The organism is Symbiopectobacterium sp. Eva_TO (genome assembly GCF_053848865.1).
The window spans coordinates 38342-54392 of the sequence record NZ_JBSPEY010000003.1 but is presented as its reverse complement, the minus strand read 5'-3'; the positions used below and the strand labels follow the sequence as shown (position 1 = coordinate 54392).

Annotated in this window: 15 protein-coding genes and 4 pseudogenes; 8 read left to right on the top strand and 11 right to left on the bottom strand. The window is 54.0% G+C overall.

What is annotated here, in order from left to right; genetic code table 11:
• Positions 1 to 164: 164 nt before the first annotated feature.
• From ACWWJF_RS01655 to ACWWJF_RS01645, 3 genes and pseudogenes are all read left to right on the top strand, one after another.
• A pseudogene (locus tag ACWWJF_RS01655) lies at positions 165 to 592 on the top strand (transposase); the annotation flags it as partial.
• Between the two features lie 21 nt (positions 593 to 613).
• A complete protein-coding gene (locus ACWWJF_RS01650) occupies positions 614 to 1711 on the top strand; it encodes an invasin domain 3-containing protein (RefSeq protein WP_455868529.1) in 1098 nt (365 codons plus the stop codon).
• Positions 1686 to 2190, top strand: a pseudogene (locus ACWWJF_RS01645) (IS5 family transposase); the annotation flags it as partial. The gene ACWWJF_RS01650 and the pseudogene ACWWJF_RS01645, both read left to right, overlap by 26 nt.
• Before the next feature lie 54 nt (positions 2191 to 2244).
• On the opposite strand, the gene istB reads toward ACWWJF_RS01645, so the two are convergent.
• The 8 genes from istB to ACWWJF_RS01605 all read right to left on the bottom strand — a co-directional run bounded on the left by istB (position 2245) and on the right by ACWWJF_RS01605 (position 8331).
• A complete protein-coding gene (gene istB, locus ACWWJF_RS01640) occupies positions 2245 to 3000 on the bottom strand; it encodes an IS21-like element helper ATPase IstB (RefSeq protein ID WP_455868472.1) in 756 nt (251 codons plus the stop codon).
• A 14-nt stretch (positions 3001 to 3014) separates the two neighbouring features.
• Positions 3015 to 4544, bottom strand: coding sequence for an IS21 family transposase (gene istA, locus ACWWJF_RS01635; RefSeq protein ID WP_455868471.1), 1530 nt, complete (start codon positions 4542 to 4544; stop codon positions 3015 to 3017).
• A gap of 554 nt (positions 4545 to 5098) precedes the next feature.
• Complete coding sequence (locus ACWWJF_RS01630) at positions 5099 to 5440, bottom strand: molecular chaperone GroEL (protein WP_455868483.1); 342 nt, start codon at positions 5438 to 5440, stop codon at positions 5099 to 5101.
• Positions 5441 to 5530: 90 nt separating this feature from the next.
• Entirely contained in the window at positions 5531 to 6172 is a 642-nt protein-coding gene (locus ACWWJF_RS01625; protein ID WP_455868482.1) for a ParA family protein, read from the bottom strand.
• 265 nt (positions 6173 to 6437) lie between these two features.
• On the bottom strand, positions 6438 to 7217 hold the full coding sequence (locus tag ACWWJF_RS01620; protein WP_455868481.1) for a site-specific integrase: 780 nt from the start codon (positions 7215 to 7217) through the stop codon (positions 6438 to 6440).
• Positions 7214 to 7549: a hypothetical protein gene (locus tag ACWWJF_RS01615; RefSeq protein WP_455868480.1), complete on the bottom strand. Its 336-nt coding sequence runs from the start codon at positions 7547 to 7549 to the stop codon at positions 7214 to 7216. The genes ACWWJF_RS01620 and ACWWJF_RS01615 overlap by 4 nt, the downstream gene beginning before the upstream one ends.
• A gap of 6 nt (positions 7550 to 7555) precedes the next feature.
• Complete coding sequence (locus tag ACWWJF_RS01610) at positions 7556 to 7954, bottom strand: hypothetical protein (protein ID WP_455868479.1); 399 nt, start codon at positions 7952 to 7954, stop codon at positions 7556 to 7558.
• 47 nt (positions 7955 to 8001) lie between these two features.
• Complete coding sequence (locus ACWWJF_RS01605; RefSeq protein WP_455868528.1) at positions 8002 to 8331, bottom strand: hypothetical protein; 330 nt, start codon at positions 8329 to 8331, stop codon at positions 8002 to 8004.
• Between the two features lie 930 nt (positions 8332 to 9261).
• On the opposite strand from ACWWJF_RS01605, the gene ACWWJF_RS01600 reads away from it, so the two are divergent.
• Together ACWWJF_RS01600 and ACWWJF_RS01595 are read left to right on the top strand one after the other, a co-directional pair.
• On the top strand, positions 9262 to 9519 hold the full coding sequence (locus ACWWJF_RS01600) for a hypothetical protein (protein WP_455868478.1): 258 nt from the start codon (positions 9262 to 9264) through the stop codon (positions 9517 to 9519).
• Entirely contained in the window at positions 9519 to 10499 is a 981-nt protein-coding gene (locus ACWWJF_RS01595) for a hypothetical protein (RefSeq protein WP_455868477.1), read from the top strand. Before ACWWJF_RS01600 ends, ACWWJF_RS01595 begins: the two co-directional genes overlap by 1 nt.
• Positions 10500 to 10521: 22 nt before the next feature.
• On the opposite strand, the gene ACWWJF_RS01590 is transcribed toward ACWWJF_RS01595, so the two are convergent.
• A protein-coding gene (locus ACWWJF_RS01590; RefSeq protein WP_455868476.1) for an IS3 family transposase occupies positions 10522 to 11690 on the bottom strand; the annotation gives its coding sequence in 2 pieces (ribosomal slippage) (positions 10522 to 11435 and positions 11435 to 11690; 1170 coding nt in all).
• 77 nt (positions 11691 to 11767) lie between these two features.
• Between ACWWJF_RS01590 and ACWWJF_RS01585 the strand changes: the two are divergent.
• Positions 11768 to 12286, top strand: a pseudogene (locus ACWWJF_RS01585) (IS110 family RNA-guided transposase); the annotation flags it as partial.
• Here the strand turns inward: ACWWJF_RS01585 and ACWWJF_RS01580 are convergent.
• Positions 12233 to 12472 carry a hypothetical protein gene (locus tag ACWWJF_RS01580; RefSeq protein WP_455868475.1) on the bottom strand — a complete coding sequence of 80 codons (240 nt, stop codon included), beginning with the start codon at positions 12470 to 12472 and terminating at the stop codon, positions 12233 to 12235. The pseudogene ACWWJF_RS01585 and the gene ACWWJF_RS01580 overlap by 54 nt on opposite strands.
• A gap of 76 nt (positions 12473 to 12548) precedes the next feature.
• Here ACWWJF_RS01580 and ACWWJF_RS01575 point away from each other — a divergent pair.
• A pseudogene (locus tag ACWWJF_RS01575) lies at positions 12549 to 13268 on the top strand (IS5 family transposase); the annotation flags it as partial.
• A gap of 364 nt (positions 13269 to 13632) precedes the next feature.
• A protein-coding gene (locus tag ACWWJF_RS01570) for an IS3 family transposase (protein ID WP_455868474.1) occupies positions 13633 to 14807 on the top strand; the annotation gives its coding sequence in 2 pieces (ribosomal slippage) (positions 13633 to 13879 and positions 13879 to 14807; 1176 coding nt in all).
• Here ACWWJF_RS01570 and ACWWJF_RS01565 read toward each other — a convergent pair.
• A protein-coding gene (locus ACWWJF_RS01565; RefSeq protein WP_455868527.1) for an IS3 family transposase occupies positions 14799 to 16006 on the bottom strand; the annotation gives its coding sequence in 2 pieces (ribosomal slippage) (positions 14799 to 15685 and positions 15685 to 16006; 1209 coding nt in all). The genes ACWWJF_RS01570 and ACWWJF_RS01565 overlap by 9 nt on opposite strands.
• Positions 16007 to 16051: the final 45 nt, after the last annotated feature.

Here is a 16051-nt window from a genome sequence, read left to right as displayed (position 1 = left end):
GATTTTCTTGCAAGGGAGAGCCTACGCTATTCTGGACTGACAACCAAGGCGTACGAACAGGCACCATTTTATATGATGTAGCCCCCTGTAACACCAGACAGTAGCTGTATCTCCAGATAAGAGATAGGCTTAGATATATGTCTAACAATCATGCTAATTTTGAAATGACCGGGATCCTGTTAGGACAAGAAGTCCGTAAGCGTAAAACTCCGCAAGAGAAAATCGCCATCATTCAGCAGACAATGGCGCCGGGGATGAACGTCTCCCATGTAGCCCGCCTGCATGGCATCCAGCCCAGCCTTTTGTTTAAGTGGAAGAAGCAATACCAGGAAGGAAGCCTCACCGCCGTTGCGGCCGGAGAAGAAGTGGTTCCAGCTTCGGCGCTGGCGACTGCCCTCAAGCAGGTCCGGGAGCTACAGCGCCTTCTGGTTAAGAAGACGATGGAAGTTGAGATCCTCAAAGAAGCAGCGGAGTACGGCCAGTCGCGAAAATGGATAGCGCACGCGCCCTTGTTGCCAAAGGACGGGGAATAGCTCTGGTCAGCCGCGCCATGAGCGTGTCGCGTGCGCAGCTGTCACTGCGGGTTAACCGTTTAGACCGGAGTGACACCAAGGTGACGGTGCAGGCGCCGGAGGTGAGCAAACAGACCTCGACCTTCCCCCCGGTGAGCAGCGTGCTGCCGGCGGACGGGAAGAGCACGCAGGTGCTGACCCTGACGCTGCGGGATGAGAATAACAAGCCGGCGGATATGGACGTGAAGGACATCAGCCCGAAAAACAGCGTCCTGAAAAGCGCCACAGTCTCGGCGCAGACGCGAAAATCCGCAGGCGTGTACACCGTCACGGTGACGGCGGGCACGGACAGTGAGACGGTGACATTAACGCCGTCAGTGAGTGGCGTCACGCTCTCCCCGGCCGGGGTGACCATCGGCAGCACCACGCCGGACGCGCGGCAGTCGCTGTTCACGGCGAGCCCGGAAACCATCATGGCCGACAACACAGCCATCTCCACGCTGACGCTGGTTGCGAAGGACGCGCAGGGTAACGCCCTGACGGGCCTGAAGGACAGCCTGGCGTTCACAATAAAAGACAGCGGCGGTCAGACACCAGCCAGCGGTATCATCACGGAAAGCTCCATCATGGAGAGCAGTACGAAAAGCACCTACACGGCAACCCTGAAGGGGACCACGGCGGGCAGATACACCATCGTGCCGGAATACAACGGCACGGCCATGGGTAGCCTGAGCGCGACGGTAACTCTGACAGCCACCACGCAGGATGAGAAGACCTCCACTATAAAGACCGACGCTACCACTTACGTCTCTGGTTCGGACATGACGGTGACAGTGACGCTGAAGGACAGCAAGAAAAATCCGCTGACGGGTGATGCGGGCCTGCTGACCACGACCACGGTTACGGTGCCGAACACGAGCCTCAAAACCGGCAGCAGCTGGAAGGAGACGGGTGACGGTACCGGCGTTTACACGGCGACGTACACGGCAGGGACGGCGAGCACGGACAACCAGGCGACGCTGAAGCTGAGCGGGTGGGACACTGCGGCACAGTCTGAGAAGTACGCCATTACGCTGGAAGAGGAGGCTCCCGCATCCATCAATACTCAGGTTAGGCTGTGTCCCTTAATCCGATTAGTTATACTAACTGTTTGTTTCTACATCATTTTGAACTATGGCTCGCTACGACCTTCCCGATGAAGCATGGGCTATCATCCAGCCCTTACTCCCTGCTGAACCAGCAACACCACAGGCCGGACGCCCATGGGCTGAGCATCGCATGATTATCAATGGCATGTTCTGGGTGCTGTGCCTGGTGCCCCATGGCGTGATTTACCTGAGCGATACGGCCCATGGAAAACCGTTTATAACCGCTTTAACCGATGGTCAAAATCGGGAGTCATTAACATTATTTTCAATAAGTTACTTTCATCACTTGATGCCCATGGCCTCCTGGACTGGTCAGCGACTGCGCTGGATGGTAGCAATATCAGGGCGCTGAAATGTGCTGCCGGTGCTCAAAAAAACATCCCGATATCACCGGAGATAATGGTCTGGGTCGCTCTCGCGGTGGTTTTGGCACCAAAATCCATATGGCTACAGACGGAAGTGGTCTTCCGTTAAACATCGTGTTGAGTGCGTATTCGCATGCGATCGATCATCGATTCGCATCTAAGGTCGATCACGTTTTCGCATCGTAATCGATCACCCGGGAACCTAACTTTTTTATCGTTTTAGCGTGTTTCTTCTGCGCTTTCCACTGCCAGGCTATTTTTCCTTAATGATTCTCCCTGAAGCTCCACTCTGTGAGAGTTGTGGATCAGCCGATCCAGGAAGGCATCTGCCGCCGTCGGGTTTTCCATCACTCCGTACCATTGCTCCACCGGCAACTGGCTGATAAGGATCGTGCTGGTTTGCCCATATCGCTCTTCCGTTATTTCCAGCAAGTCATTGCATTGCCGCGTTGTGATAACTTCAAGACCAAGGTCGTCCAAGATAAGAAACTCTATTTTTTGAAGCTGTTTCAGTTGCTTAAGCCAGCTGCCGTCCAGTCGGCCCTGCTCAAGCTGATCCAGCAGCCGACCCATGCGCCAGTATTGAACGCTTCTCTTTTGCCGGCACGCCTGCTCGCCCAGGGCACAACCTACCCAGCTTTTTCCGCTGCCAGTTGGCCCTGTTATCAGGATATTCTTGCTGTGGGTGATGTAATGCCCGTTCAGAAGCTCGCGCATCTGTTCGGCCTTTAACCCTCGGGAGACCGGATAGTACATACCCTCAGGGGTTGCACCGTGGCGCAACCGTGCCTGCTTTCTCAACCGCCCAACACGGCTGTTTTCACGATTCAGTAGCTCTTCTTCGACAAGTAACCCCAGGCGTTCTGCGAACCCCAGCTCATTGTATGTACCAGGTGCCTCACGCTGGCGTATCATGCCATCGGCCATTGCCGACAGCTTCAGCGTTCTAAGTTTGGTTAGCAGGTCATCAGTCATAACGACTCCCTTTTTCAGTGGTAATATTTTGGACCACGCAGATTCTCGTGCTCCAGTGGAAGCTGTAACTCTCTATTTCCTTTAACTGTTTCTCCGATGCCCTCCCTGTTGTGACGCAGCAGATTCTCGATAAAACGCCTTTCCGGATGGTTCAGCCCGCAGGCCTTGTCACAGGCTTTTTCCAGCCGTTCGGCACCGTATTTTTTCTGGAGCGACAGTAGGCCGAGAACAGCCCGATAAGCCTGCTCAGGATGATTCTTCGCGTTTAGCATCGCTTCCACCACCTGCCGGGTCGCCTTGCCGGTTCTCGCGGCATTATCCAGCAGCTTTTCAGGTGTCCAGCTGCTGTGCCCGCGGTGATTGACCGGCATGTGTGCCGGATTCGTGCTGTGGCTGTACTGCCGATCGCTGCGAGGGTGCTGAGCCACGCAGCGGCCCTTATGCCAGACCTGGACCAACGTCTGACCCGCTTTTACCGACAGCCTTTCACCAACCAGCTCATGGGGAACGGAGTACCAGTGGCGGTCGTATTCGACGTGATAGTCAGGAGCGACCTTCACCGCACGGTATTCGGTGTATTCATAGGGCATGGCTGGCAACGGCTGCAGGCACGGCGCATCGAGCAGCGCAAAGCGCTGCGCTCGGCTCTGGCCCCCATAACCTTTCATTGGCCGGTTATTCAGCTCGGTCATCAGCTCACTGAGCCTGACGTTGAGCGCATGCATCGTATGGAAGGTTTCATTGCGTATTCGCGCCAGGAGCCACCTTTCGACCAGCAGGACGCCGTTTTCCACTTTGGCCTTGTCTTTCGGTTTGTAGGGTCTGGCTGGCATCACTACCGTGCTGTAATGCGAGGCCAAAGACTGATAGCTGTCGTTGATGACCGGCTCGTAGCGATCTGCTTTGCTCACCGCGCTACGCAGATTATCGGGTACCAGCAGGGCTGGAACGCCGCCGAGGAAGGTCAGGCAGTGGCTGTTAGCATTCAGCCAGCTCATCATGTCCTGACCGGGGCAGGCTTCTGCATAGGTATAATTTGACGCTCCCATGACAGCGACGAAGATGGCGACCCGGCGCACATTTCCCGTATCGGGGTCGGATACCGGCACCGTGGGCCCGCAGAAGTCGATGAACAGCTTCTCACCGGCACGGTGGGTCTGGCGCATCGAGCGTTTCTGGCATTTCTTCCATTGGCGATAACAACGGCAGAACTGAGAGTAGCCCAGCGCCATTTCTCCGGTTTCGGTGCTGTATTCTATCCACAACAGCTGCCTGGTAACCCCTGGCCGTCTTAGCTCGGTATCGATATACAGCCAGTCTGGCGCGATAAGCTCCGAGGTGCGCATTCTGCGGGTGGGGAACAGCATCTTTTCCAGTTTTTCTGGCAAGAGCGCATCAGGCAATGGCCACGACAGCGATGCGGCGGTAAAACGGGAGAGCACCTCATAAACTGTGGAAGGGCTGACCCTAAGAGCAGCGGCGATGGTGCGATTAGACTGGTTGCACTCAAATTTGAGTTTGAAGATCTGAAGACAAGTCTCCATGGGACTCCTGCTTTTTCTCTTTCTGGCCATCGTTATCTCCATTTCAGTAGAAACTGCGAACGGAGAGGAGGTTAGAAGAGTTAAGTCCCGGAGTGATCGATACGACGCGAATCAGTGATCGACCTTAGATGCGAAATCGTGATCGATTGTCATGCGAATCACTGATCGATCACGATGCGAATATGCATTAGTATGAAGCATGAGAGTTACCTCGTGTTTTGTATAAGGATTCGACACCCATATCAAAACCGGTAACTCTCAACCTTTCAAGGTCCAGTGTTAGATCAAGTCGCGACTAATACACTTAAAGGCATATCGTTATACACATCTTTTGGCCATTTTTTGAACAGGATGCTCAGAACCCCGTGAATTAAGGCATTCAAGCCATCCCATTGGCTTTTTGAGGTTCAAAATGCCACTCTGAGATAAACCCGTAACTCATTGATTAAACAGTGCGTTAGAACGATGTGTATAACGATATGACTTAAAGGGGTGCATGAAACACCCCTCAGACACCCTTCGTATATATAATGAATATCTTTTGGATATCTCAGCTACTTGCCAATAGCACCATCTCTCTCGAATTTCTCCCTGATGGCTTCAATGATATATGAGCTGAAGTCCAAAGACGTTTTACTGGTAGCCTTTAGTTCAGCATGGGCCTCAAAGTATGTAAGAGGAATGGCCTTGAGATTTTTAGCCTTAGTCTTGGCTTGCTCAGGACGTTCTGCGACCAGAGTAGTTTTTTCAGCATCTACATTCGCTTCTGAGCCAAAACTCTCACCTACTTTGGCAGCATCATTCGTAACAGCAACCGGTGCAGATGTTTGTAGCCGAGCTGATCCAACTAAGCTTTTGAGTTTCTCTGCCTGTTCGTTAAATTTATTTCTGCTCATAATTTTTCTCAGGATGTTCTTAGGGGATTCAATGAATGCCCATTGGATACAAATATAATATCTTATGGATATTTATTAGATATCCAAGTTTCAATTTTTACCGGCTAACAACTGCTTAATTTCTTGGACTAAGGCTATGACTTCTTTGCCGCCCGGAGTGGCTCGCCCATGCACGGTTTCGGTTATCCCCATTCCGCTTTCGATAACTTCTTCAAATTCGGTACGTGTAGATATACGACTATTCATCAACTTCACGTGTTTTAAGGAAGGGAGTAGCGCCTTCAGTTTTGGGAAGCTCTTCTTGTTTGGGTTAACCTTGCACAGATAAAGATTGACGGTTATATCAGTTTCCATAATTGCACTGATTTCATCGAGAACGGCATCAAAGTGCATGAGCCCAATTCGTTCTGTAAGAGAGTCTTTAGATGGCACGATGACACAATCTGCGAATGCCACTGCGGTACGGGTTAGATCTGAGTCGAAACCTCCGCAATCTATAAACAACGTTTTATCGCTGTTTTTGTAAGGGGTCATTATCTCAACCAGCTCTTCTACGGTATTTGGAACCTTAACGGAGATCTCTTTACCCGTTGGACGTAGTCCAAGAATGATTGAAAGCCCGGTATGCGTATCAAGGTCCACAGCATCTGTTTCCAATTCTCCTATCAGATTAACTGATGAAGTGGTTTTACCGGCACCGCCTTTTGGGTGAGCATTAGCAATGATTGGCATGATATATCCCTTTTATCCTCTATTGATACCCATCTAACCCCTTTTAGATATTCATGGGATATCCGATGGATGTACTAAACGTACCCTTTTTAACCTATAGCTAGTTATGAGTCAATGGTTTTTAGGTATCCTAGAAATATAATAAAAGTATCCAAGGGATATCCCATGGATACGCAGATTTGAGATTCATTGAAATAATCGATCGCTCTATGACTACTTTAAATGAGGGGATAGGGTATCTCGGTTACCATGAAACCATGGCGTGCTATGACCCCCCTTTGAGCATAGCCACCGCATCAGCACCCGGCATCTGAAACTGTACCCTGTGCCTTGCTGCGACATCGAGCGCAAACACCCTGGTATACACCTCCGTCGAGCTAATGCTCTTATGCCCCATGAGGCTCTGCAGCACCTTAAGCGGTATACCGGCATACAGCATGTGCATCGCGTAACTGTGTCGGAATGTGTGCGGGGTAACCGGTACTGAGAATGTCACCCCGTCGGCCGCCGCAGCCTCCACCGCTTCGCTGAGCCAGGTGCGGACGGTACGGTCAGTAATATCCCAGATTCGCGCCTTCTCGGTTCTGCCGGTGCGCTTATTGCGCCGCTCCAGTGGGATTTTCAGCGTGGCCACCATCATCTCCAGCTGACCGACATAGTTCGCATCAGAAAGCGGTACCAGCCGGTGAGCCTGACTGCCGGCGGGCGTACGGCCGGCCGTTCTGGCGGCTTTTTCAGTCCTTTGTTTGAGTGTGGCCAGCTGCACGAACGGGTAGGGCGGCGCCAGGGAAAAATCACTCCGGGTCAGCGCCAGCGCCTCGTTAATGCGCGCGCCGGTGTTCCAAAGGGTTGCCAGCAGCATCTTGCGGTGGAGATCGGGCACATAGTGGAGCAGGGCGCTCACTTCCGGCGCCAGCAGGTATTTCGGCAGTTCGTCCTGAACGAGAGCCATCTGGCGCAGGGCCAGTGCGGCAGGGTAGTCGATGGTCACCGGCAGCTGCGCGGCGGAAAACGAAACGCCCTGGCCTGGTACTGCCGGCATCATTGTTTGTTGTCCTTAGTGGACAGGTATTGCTCTGTAAGTCGTACCAGTGCCTTCTGCGCGTAATCTTCGCCCGGGAGCAAACTGATTTCCCCCCGGCGTTCCATCTCGGCGCCAATGGCGCTCAGGGTCGTCGTCGTCGGCAGCAGCCGACGCAGCTGCAGGGCGTGACCGCATGCGGAACGGATACGATCGGCAAACGCATCCTCATCGCGGGAATATGCTCCGGGCTCCGGCCGTTCCCGGCCGTCCTTTTCAGACTGCAGCTGCTGGCACAGCGTCAGCAGCTCAATGATCTCACCTGCTGCCCGGGCAGCCACTGGGTCATGGTTCATTCCGGCTTATCCTCGTTTGCTAAACAACTCTGGCATTTCATCAAACATCATCACATGACGGGTCCGCTTTCCGCGAAAAATACGGCGCATCATCGGCGTAAAATCCGCAGGCTCCCAGCCATAGGGCCACGTATAGTAAATCCCGGCCTTCAGCGTGTTATCGCGTCGCTCAGGTCCCAGAACGATGCGTCTGACCTCCCTGCTCAGCGCCTCACCGCGCAGGCCGTACTGCCCCAGGTAGCGGCGCAGCCGCGTTCTTGGCATCCGCGGGTCGGATTTCACGTAAGCATTAACATCCATAAACTGCGTGGCGGTGATGATATTACTGCCGTACTTGCGCATGGTGCGTAAGGCTATTGCAAAATCGTCCATTCCTGTCTCCGGTTCGTCATCGGTTCTGTTCATCTGGTTTCCTGTTAACTGGCTGAAATGCTGCAGTGTGATCCCGGTGGTCAGGCTGAAGCGGTACCTTCACGGAACGCCTGAAAGGCCAGCAGGGCGTCCGCCCTGGAGGACAGCTCGATACAGTCCCCGCGCTGCGGGTCGATCACTTCGTCAGTGGCTTCGTTATATCGCATACGCAGCCGCCATCCCTTCATCGGAGGAGCGTTCTGTATGGCCAGCACCATCCCTTCCGGCGACAACAGTTCACGGAGGGTGTAGCAGGCGCCGATCCGGGTGGTATCCCGCAGCCACATCACGGGGTACTCCTGAACCAACTGGTCATACACGCATTCTGCCGTATGGAAGTAATTCCCGTCAGCCCTGCATAAATCACACATAAGCATTCCTTTACTGAGAAATTCCGTCACTGTCCTTGCCTGGCTGCAGCATCCGGCCAGCGCGGCGCAAACCACCCTTTATTCTCACCGAGACAGTCCGTTACGTCCCGGACCCTGCCGCCGTGAGTGACCAGTAAGACCCTGCCATCAGGATGGCGTTCGGGCACGCCCAGCGTCATACCGGTTTCCGTGTTCACCGCATCCAGGCGACCGTCGCGGGGGATGATCTCAACGTTGCCCGACGGCAGGTAGCAGCTGGCAATGCTGCACTCGATCTGGCTCTCCGGATGATATTTAAAATAAAGAGCAGCACCTCCCAGACACACGGCGAGAACAGCAACCGTCTGAAAGCACCACTGGCCTAATCTTTATTCATCAATCACATGCCTTCCCTTATTGTTTTAATTAAATAGTCACTCAGAGTAATTATGACGTGCAACAGATCTGTCTGCGCACAACCCTGCGTCAGTCACCCACCTGAATATTACCCTGCTTATTTTCCCTACCATGAACATCACCTACCTGATAATAAGCAGACATACAGCGACGCCTTTAAATTACCGAATGGTCGTTCCGGTGAGATCCGATTTTTTGTTTATTTACGATTTTCCGGAAGTGTACCACGGTCAGGGAATAAGCAAAGCGGCAATATCTGCCGCCGCGCGTCGGCTCACGGAACGAAGGCATAACACAACATATATGAGAAAAAGTAGCTGACAGAGTGGCACATCTTGTGTTTTTTGGCCGCTGCGCCCCGTTGGGGTCTGGGAAGATCCGGAACTTATAGAATTCGGATCTGCGCGGCAGAGAGTATGATTAGGTTAACACTGCAATAAAATCATATCTGATATGATATTAACAAAATGAGAAGTTAATCATTCAGAGTATGATTTTATACATAACCGGACATCATCAGACGGAGCGCGCAGGATGGAACTAGAACAGAACACTTCACTCCCCTATGACATCCTGACAGGCGAATGTGAAGCCGCAATCAGAAAGCATCTGGCCAGAACGGAGATCCTCGACAGCACTGGTCTGGAACTCGAACAGGCAAAGGCATATGCCGTTTTGTCACTCTGGCCCAGTCTGGCCGTCGCGGCAAAAGCATACCCGGGGGTCATCGATGCGGACAGGCAGCGCCTGATGCTGATGATTAACGAAAATCAGACCATGAGGCAGCAGTAATGGCCGATGTGAAAAATGCGCGCTGGCCTTCACCACTGCAGCGGCGGGTGCTGATTGTGCTGGCCGCCCTCGATGCGAAACGTCCGGGACCGGTGGCCACGCGGGATATTGAGCGGGTGCTGGAGCAGGGCGGGGACGCCCCGGTGTACGGGCCGAACCTGCGCGCCTCCTGCCGGCGCATGGAAGCCGCGGGCTGGCTGCGCACCCTGCGCGCCACGAACATGCAGCTGGCCGTCGAGCTGACGGACGCCGGCCGTGAGCTGGCCGCCCCGCTTCTGGCCGGTGAACAGGCGCGCGTCCTGGCGGAGCAGCGCGCGACGGAGGTCCGGGTTCTGCCCCTGGTCCCGCGCAGCCAGGCTGATGAGGCTGACGACCGGCCGGTGGAGCTGGACGGTCGCAGGCACCTGGCGTGCCGGGGCGACTACGTTATCCGTCTCGACGGTACCACCTGCCTGCAGCTGTGGAGCGCGGCCGGGCAGGTGACGCGCCTGGCGGGCGATCCCCTGCAGATCGCCACCTGGCTGCAGGCCTGCCACGATGCAGGTATTGCGGTCCGGATGCAGATCAATGAGAGCGCCACGCCGGAGGAGGGCACGGTAAACGGTACCGCGCCGGCGGACCGGACGGACACCTGGTACCGCCAGCTGGACGTCGCGCTGCAGGCGGAGGGGATCACCGGTCTGAATGAGGAGATCAGGCAGGCAGTCATAATGCCAGGCGAGGCGCTCCGCGCCCTGCCGGCGCCGGCGCGCCTGCTGCACGTTCTGCGCGAAAGTCCGGAGGCGTTCCTGCTCACGGCTGCCGGCTATGAGGAAGACACGGAAGCCGCGCTGGCTGACCTGCTGACCCGCGCGGGGTTCACCGGCGACCAGGTGCAGGAGCTGCAGCGGCACCGCATCCGCTGGCCGCTGAGGAGCGAAGAAGAGTTCGACAGATTCCTTGAAAAAATGATACCGATGAGGAAACAGAATGACGCCTGAAATAAAACGCCTTCTGTAGTGGTCAACTAATATTGGCCACCGCATTAGACTGTATGTAGAACAGTCGCTCAGATTCGTTTGGAGTTAAGCCGCCGTTATACCAGTGAGGCCGGATAGCGCTGTAATACCCCGTGATGTAGCGGATAATCGCGTCCTGGGCTTCGCTGAAGCTGTTGTAACCCTTTGTCGGCACCCATTCTGTCTTCAGGCTGCGGAAGAACCGCTCCATTGGCGCATTATCCCAGCAGTTACCCCGCCGACTCATACTCTGCTTTATCCGGCAGCGCCACCGGGCTTGCCGGTATTGACGGCTGGTATAGTGGCTGCCCTGGTCGCTGTGGAACATGACTCCTGTTGGTTGTCCCCGGAGTTCCCAGGCCATCTGCAACGCTTTAACTGTCAGCGCCGAGTCCGGCGACGTCGACATGGCCCAGCCCACCGGTTTGCGGGCGAACAGCTCTAGCACCACCGCAAGGTAAGCCCAGCATTTGCCCGTCCAGATGTAGGTCACATCGCCGCACCAGACCTGATCCGGCGCGGTAACCGCGAACTGGCGGTTGAGATAGTTCGGTATTTCAACGTGTTCATTGCCGCCGCGTTTGTATTTGTGAGCCGGTCGCTGGCAGCTGGCGATACCCAGCTCCTTCATCAGCTTGCCAGCCAGCCAGCGCCCCATTTTGACACCGGAGCTGCCGGTGACGATGGTCGCGATACTTCGAGCGCCGGCAGAGCCGCCGCTGGCGTTCCAGGCTTCCATGACGCGGCTACACTTAACCACGCGCTCACCGTCGGGTTCATTAGCGGAAGCCTGCCAGTGCCTGTAGCTGCTGCGATGTACCTCAAAAGTTTGGCACAACGCCGTGACCGGGTATCGCGCCCTCAGCCTGTCGACTACCGTGAACCGTTGAGTGAGTCCGACATTAAGAGCGCCGTAGCCTTTTTTAGGATTTCGTTCTCCATTTCAAGGCATTGGACTTTTTTCTTCATCTCACGCAGCTCGAGCTGTTCAGGGGTAAGAGGAAGTCCCGTTGGCGTTTTTCCCTGTCGTTCAAGGCGAAGCTTATTGACCCAGCGACTAATGGCAGAATGGCTGACATTAACCGCCTCTGCGGCCTTAACGTATGTGTAGCCGTGGTCGACAACCAGCTTTGCGGCTTCGAGCTTAAATTCCGCCGTAAAATGTTTACCCATGAGGTCACCTGTCGTGTTGATGAGGTGAGCATATCACCTCCGATCAGGTGGCCAGTATCAGTGTGCCACTACATTCAGCTGTTCTGGCTGATAATGACTTGCCACCTTATCTGGCACAGTTGCTGCTTCGATTACACGATCATTACCAATATTTGGTTGGGCAGATAGCAGAGCTCGAAAGAGAACTTGGGCAGGCACTCTCTCTAGATGAAACTGGCCAGCATTTAATGACCATCCCTGGTGTTGGACCGATAACAGCCAGCGTTTTGTCATCACAGTTAGGCGATGGCAAGCAATATGAAAACAGTCGTAATTTTGCCGCTTCCACCGGTCTTGTACCCAGCCAATACAGTACTGGAGGGAAGAATACTCTGCTGGGTATTAGCAAGCGTGGAGATAAAAACCTTCGCCGATTGCTTGTTCAATGTGCGCGGGTATTTATCCTAAGAATTGACCATCAATCAGGGAGATTAGCTGATTGGGTAAGGTCTCAGTTGGGCAGGAAACATTCTTGCGTTGTGTGCTGTGCATTAGCAAATAAATTAGCTCGAATAGCTTGGGCAATAACGACACGAAATACCGTGTTTGAACAGTAATGCTGGTCTAACAGTCAGCAATTTAACGAAGTTACCCATCTGGTTTTGCGAAGACTGATTATTGATGACATGAACGGCCTGACGGCCTGATATAAAACCAAAAAATGAAAATGGCTCAATGAAGCCGATGGCCTTTTTAGGAATATCAGGTGCGAAACTCATCGTGGCGCGGGCATCCTTGGCCATAAAGACGCCGGATAGATTTAAGCAAACCCACCATTAATCAAAGATCAGTGTTGCAAAAATGGGGGTGACCATAGATTCATTGAGGGCTTTACAGGGTTTTGTTGACTCGATTTTTAAACTGATTAAATTGTCGCTGCATTGTCCAGACTATTCGCTGCTCAGCAAGCGAGCAAAGACAGTGAACATCAGCATAAAAACGCCAACCCGTGGTGAAATCTCACATCTGGTCATTGATGGAACCGGCCTGAAGGTCTTTGGCGAAGGCGAATGGAAAGTCCGGCAGCATGGTGCCGACAGACGCAGGGTGTGGCGTAAGCTGCATCTGGCAGTAAACAGTGCGACGCATGAGATTATCTGTGCGGATTTGTCGCTCAGTGGTACGACTGATGCCCAGGCTCTACCAGCACTGATAAACCAGACCTACCGGAAAATCAGAGAGGCATCGGCTGACGGCGCTTACGATACAGGTTACTGCCATGATGCTCTGCTGAGGAAGAAAATAAGGCCGCTTATCCCGCCGCGAAGGGGGGCGCAATATTGGCCGGACCACTACCACGAGCGTAACCACGCTGTTGCAAATCAGCGCCTGAGCGGCAGCAAGGATACCTGGAAAAATAAAGTGGGCTATCACCGACGCTCAGTGGCTGAAACGGCCATGTTCCGGTTCAAAACGCTTCTGGGTGGTCATCTAAGTCTGCGTGACTACGATGCTCAGGTGGGTGAAGCCATGGCGATGGTCAAAGCGCTTAACCGGATCACGCTATTAGGAATACCGAACAGTATTCGCATCACGTAACAATCGACCTGGGGCACAGTCGTTACAAGTTCTGATTTATTCAACAAAGCCGCTACGGAAATGAAATTAAAAGCTTGCCGCCTCATGTTATTGAAAGCCTGATGGACCTTCCTTTTTGTACAGATGAACTCGATAGATATCGCTTGACGTCTTCATCGACAAAAACACGACCAAAGAGCCCCCCAAAAAACCAGACGACGCATGAACAATCCTCAAAAGGTCCAAAGCAGCCTCTATAGCAAAATCAGAGAGATTGTTGAAATCGACGAGGAGCCGTTACGTACGGCGATGTGTAGTGGCACACTGATACTGGCCACCTGAGCGGAGGTGATATGCTCACCTCATCAACACGACAGGTGACCTCATGGGTAAACATTTTACGGCGGAATTTAAGCTCGAAGCCGCAAAGCTGGTTGTCGACCACGGCTACACATACGTTAAGGCCGCAGAGGCGGTTAATGTCAGCCATTCTGCCATTAGTCGCTGGGTCAATAAGCTTCGCCTTGAACGACAGGGAAAAACGCCAACGGGACTTCCTCTTACCCCTGAACAGCTCGAGCTGCGTGAGATGAAGAAAAAAGTCCAATGCCTTGAAATGGAGAACGAAATCCTAAAAAAGGCTACGGCGCTCTTAATGTCGGACTCACTCAACGGTTCACGGTAGTCGACAGGCTGAGGGCGCGATACCCGGTCACGGCGTTGTGCCAAACTTTTGAGGTACATCGCAGCAGCTACAGGCACTGGCAGGCTTCCGCTAATGAACCCGACGGTGAGCGCGTGGTTAAGTGTAGCCGCGTCATGGAAGCCTGGAACGCCAGCGGCGGCTCTGCCGGCGCTCGAAGTATCGCGACCATCGTCACCGGCAGCTCCGGTGTCAAAATGGGGCGCTGGCTGGCTGGCAAGCTGATGAAGGAGCTGGGTATCGCCAGCTGCCAGCGACCGGCTCACAAATACAAACGCGGCGGCAATGAACACGTTGAAATACCGAACTATCTCAACCGCCAGTTCGCGGTTACCGCGCCGGATCAGGTCTGGTGCGGCGATGTGACCTACATCTGGACGGGCAAATGCTGGGCTTACCTTGCGGTGGTGCTAGATCTGTTCGCCCGCAAACCGGTGGGCTGGGCCATGTCGACGTCGCCGGACTCGGCGCTGACAGTTAAAGCGTTGCAGATGGTCTGGGAACTCCGGGGACAACCAACAGGAGTCATGTTCCACAGCGACCAGGGCAGCCACTATACCAGCCGTCAATACCGGCAAGCCCTGTGGCGCTGCCGGATAAAGCAGAGTATGAGTCGGCGGGGTAACTGCTGGGATAATGCGCCAATGGAGCGGTTCTTCCGCAGCCTGAAGACAGAATGGGTGCCGACAAAGGGTTACAACAGCTTCAGCGAAGCCCAGGACGCGATTATCCACTACATCACGGGGTATTACAGCGCTATCCGGCCTCACTGGTATAACGGCGGCTTAACTCCAAACGAATCTGAGCGACTTGATCTTGACCCACCATCTCCGGACAGCTTTTGTATCTTAAGTTAACGATGCCCGCTGGCGCCGATATTCTCTTGGGGAGTTGTATCCCAGCGCACTGTGCGGATGGTTTTCATTGTAATGATTGAACGCCGCTGCAAGGTTCTTCAGCGCTGTTCGCACATCGGGTTTTGGCATGAAGGCGATGTAATCTTCCTTCATCGTCTTCACGAACCGTTCTGCCATGCCGTTACTCTGTGGACGGCTCACTGCTGTTGTGCAGGGCTCCAGATTCCGTTCTCTGGCGAACTTCCGCGTTTCATGCGCTGTGTACGCTGAACCATTATCCGTCAGCCATTGCACTGGTTTATCCGGCAGCGCGCTACCGAAGCGTTTTTCCACCGACCTCAGCATCACATGCTGCACGGTTGAACTGTCATAACCCCTGGTGCTCGCTGCCCAGTCTATGACCTCCCGGTCGCAGCAGTCCAGTGCGAACGTCACCCGCAGCTTCTCGCCGTTGTCACAACCGAACTCGAAGCCATCTGAGCACCAGCGCATATCGCTCTCTGCTACCGCGATTTTGCCTTTATGCTCCCGCTTCGGACGTTCAGTTTTATCATGCAACAACAGCAGGTTATGCTCGCTCATTATCCTGTAAAGCCGTTTGGCGTTCACCGGTGGAAGTCCCTCTGCACGACGTTGCTTACCCAGGATACTCCACACTCGGCGGTAACCGTAACTGGGCATGTCGCTGATGATACGGAGGATGTCCGATAATATCTCAGCATCAGCTTCGTCATTACGCCGGTTGCTGCGCCTGTCCAGCCAGTCGGCAGAACGGTTAACCCGCAGTGACAGCTGCGCACGCGACACGCTCATGGCGCGGCTGACCAGAGCTATTCCCCGTCCTTTGGCAACAAGGGCGCGTGCGCTATCCATTTTCGCGACTGGCGGTACTCCACTGCTTCTTTGAGGATCTCAACTTCCATCGTCTTCTTACCCAGAAGGCGCTGTAGCTCCCGGACCTGCTTGAGGGCAGTCGCCAGCGCCGAAGCTGGAACCACTTCTTCTCCGGCCGCAACGGCGGTGAGGCTTCCTTCCTGGTATTGCTTCTTCCACTTAAACAAAAGGCTGGGCTGGATGCCATGCAGGCGGGCTACATGGGCGACGTTCATCCCCGGCTTCATTGTCTGCTGAATGATGGCGATTTTCTCTTGCGGAGTTTTACGCTTACGGACTTCTTGCCCTAACAGGATCCCGGTCATTTCAAAATTAGCATGATTGTTAGACATATATCTAAGCCTATCTCT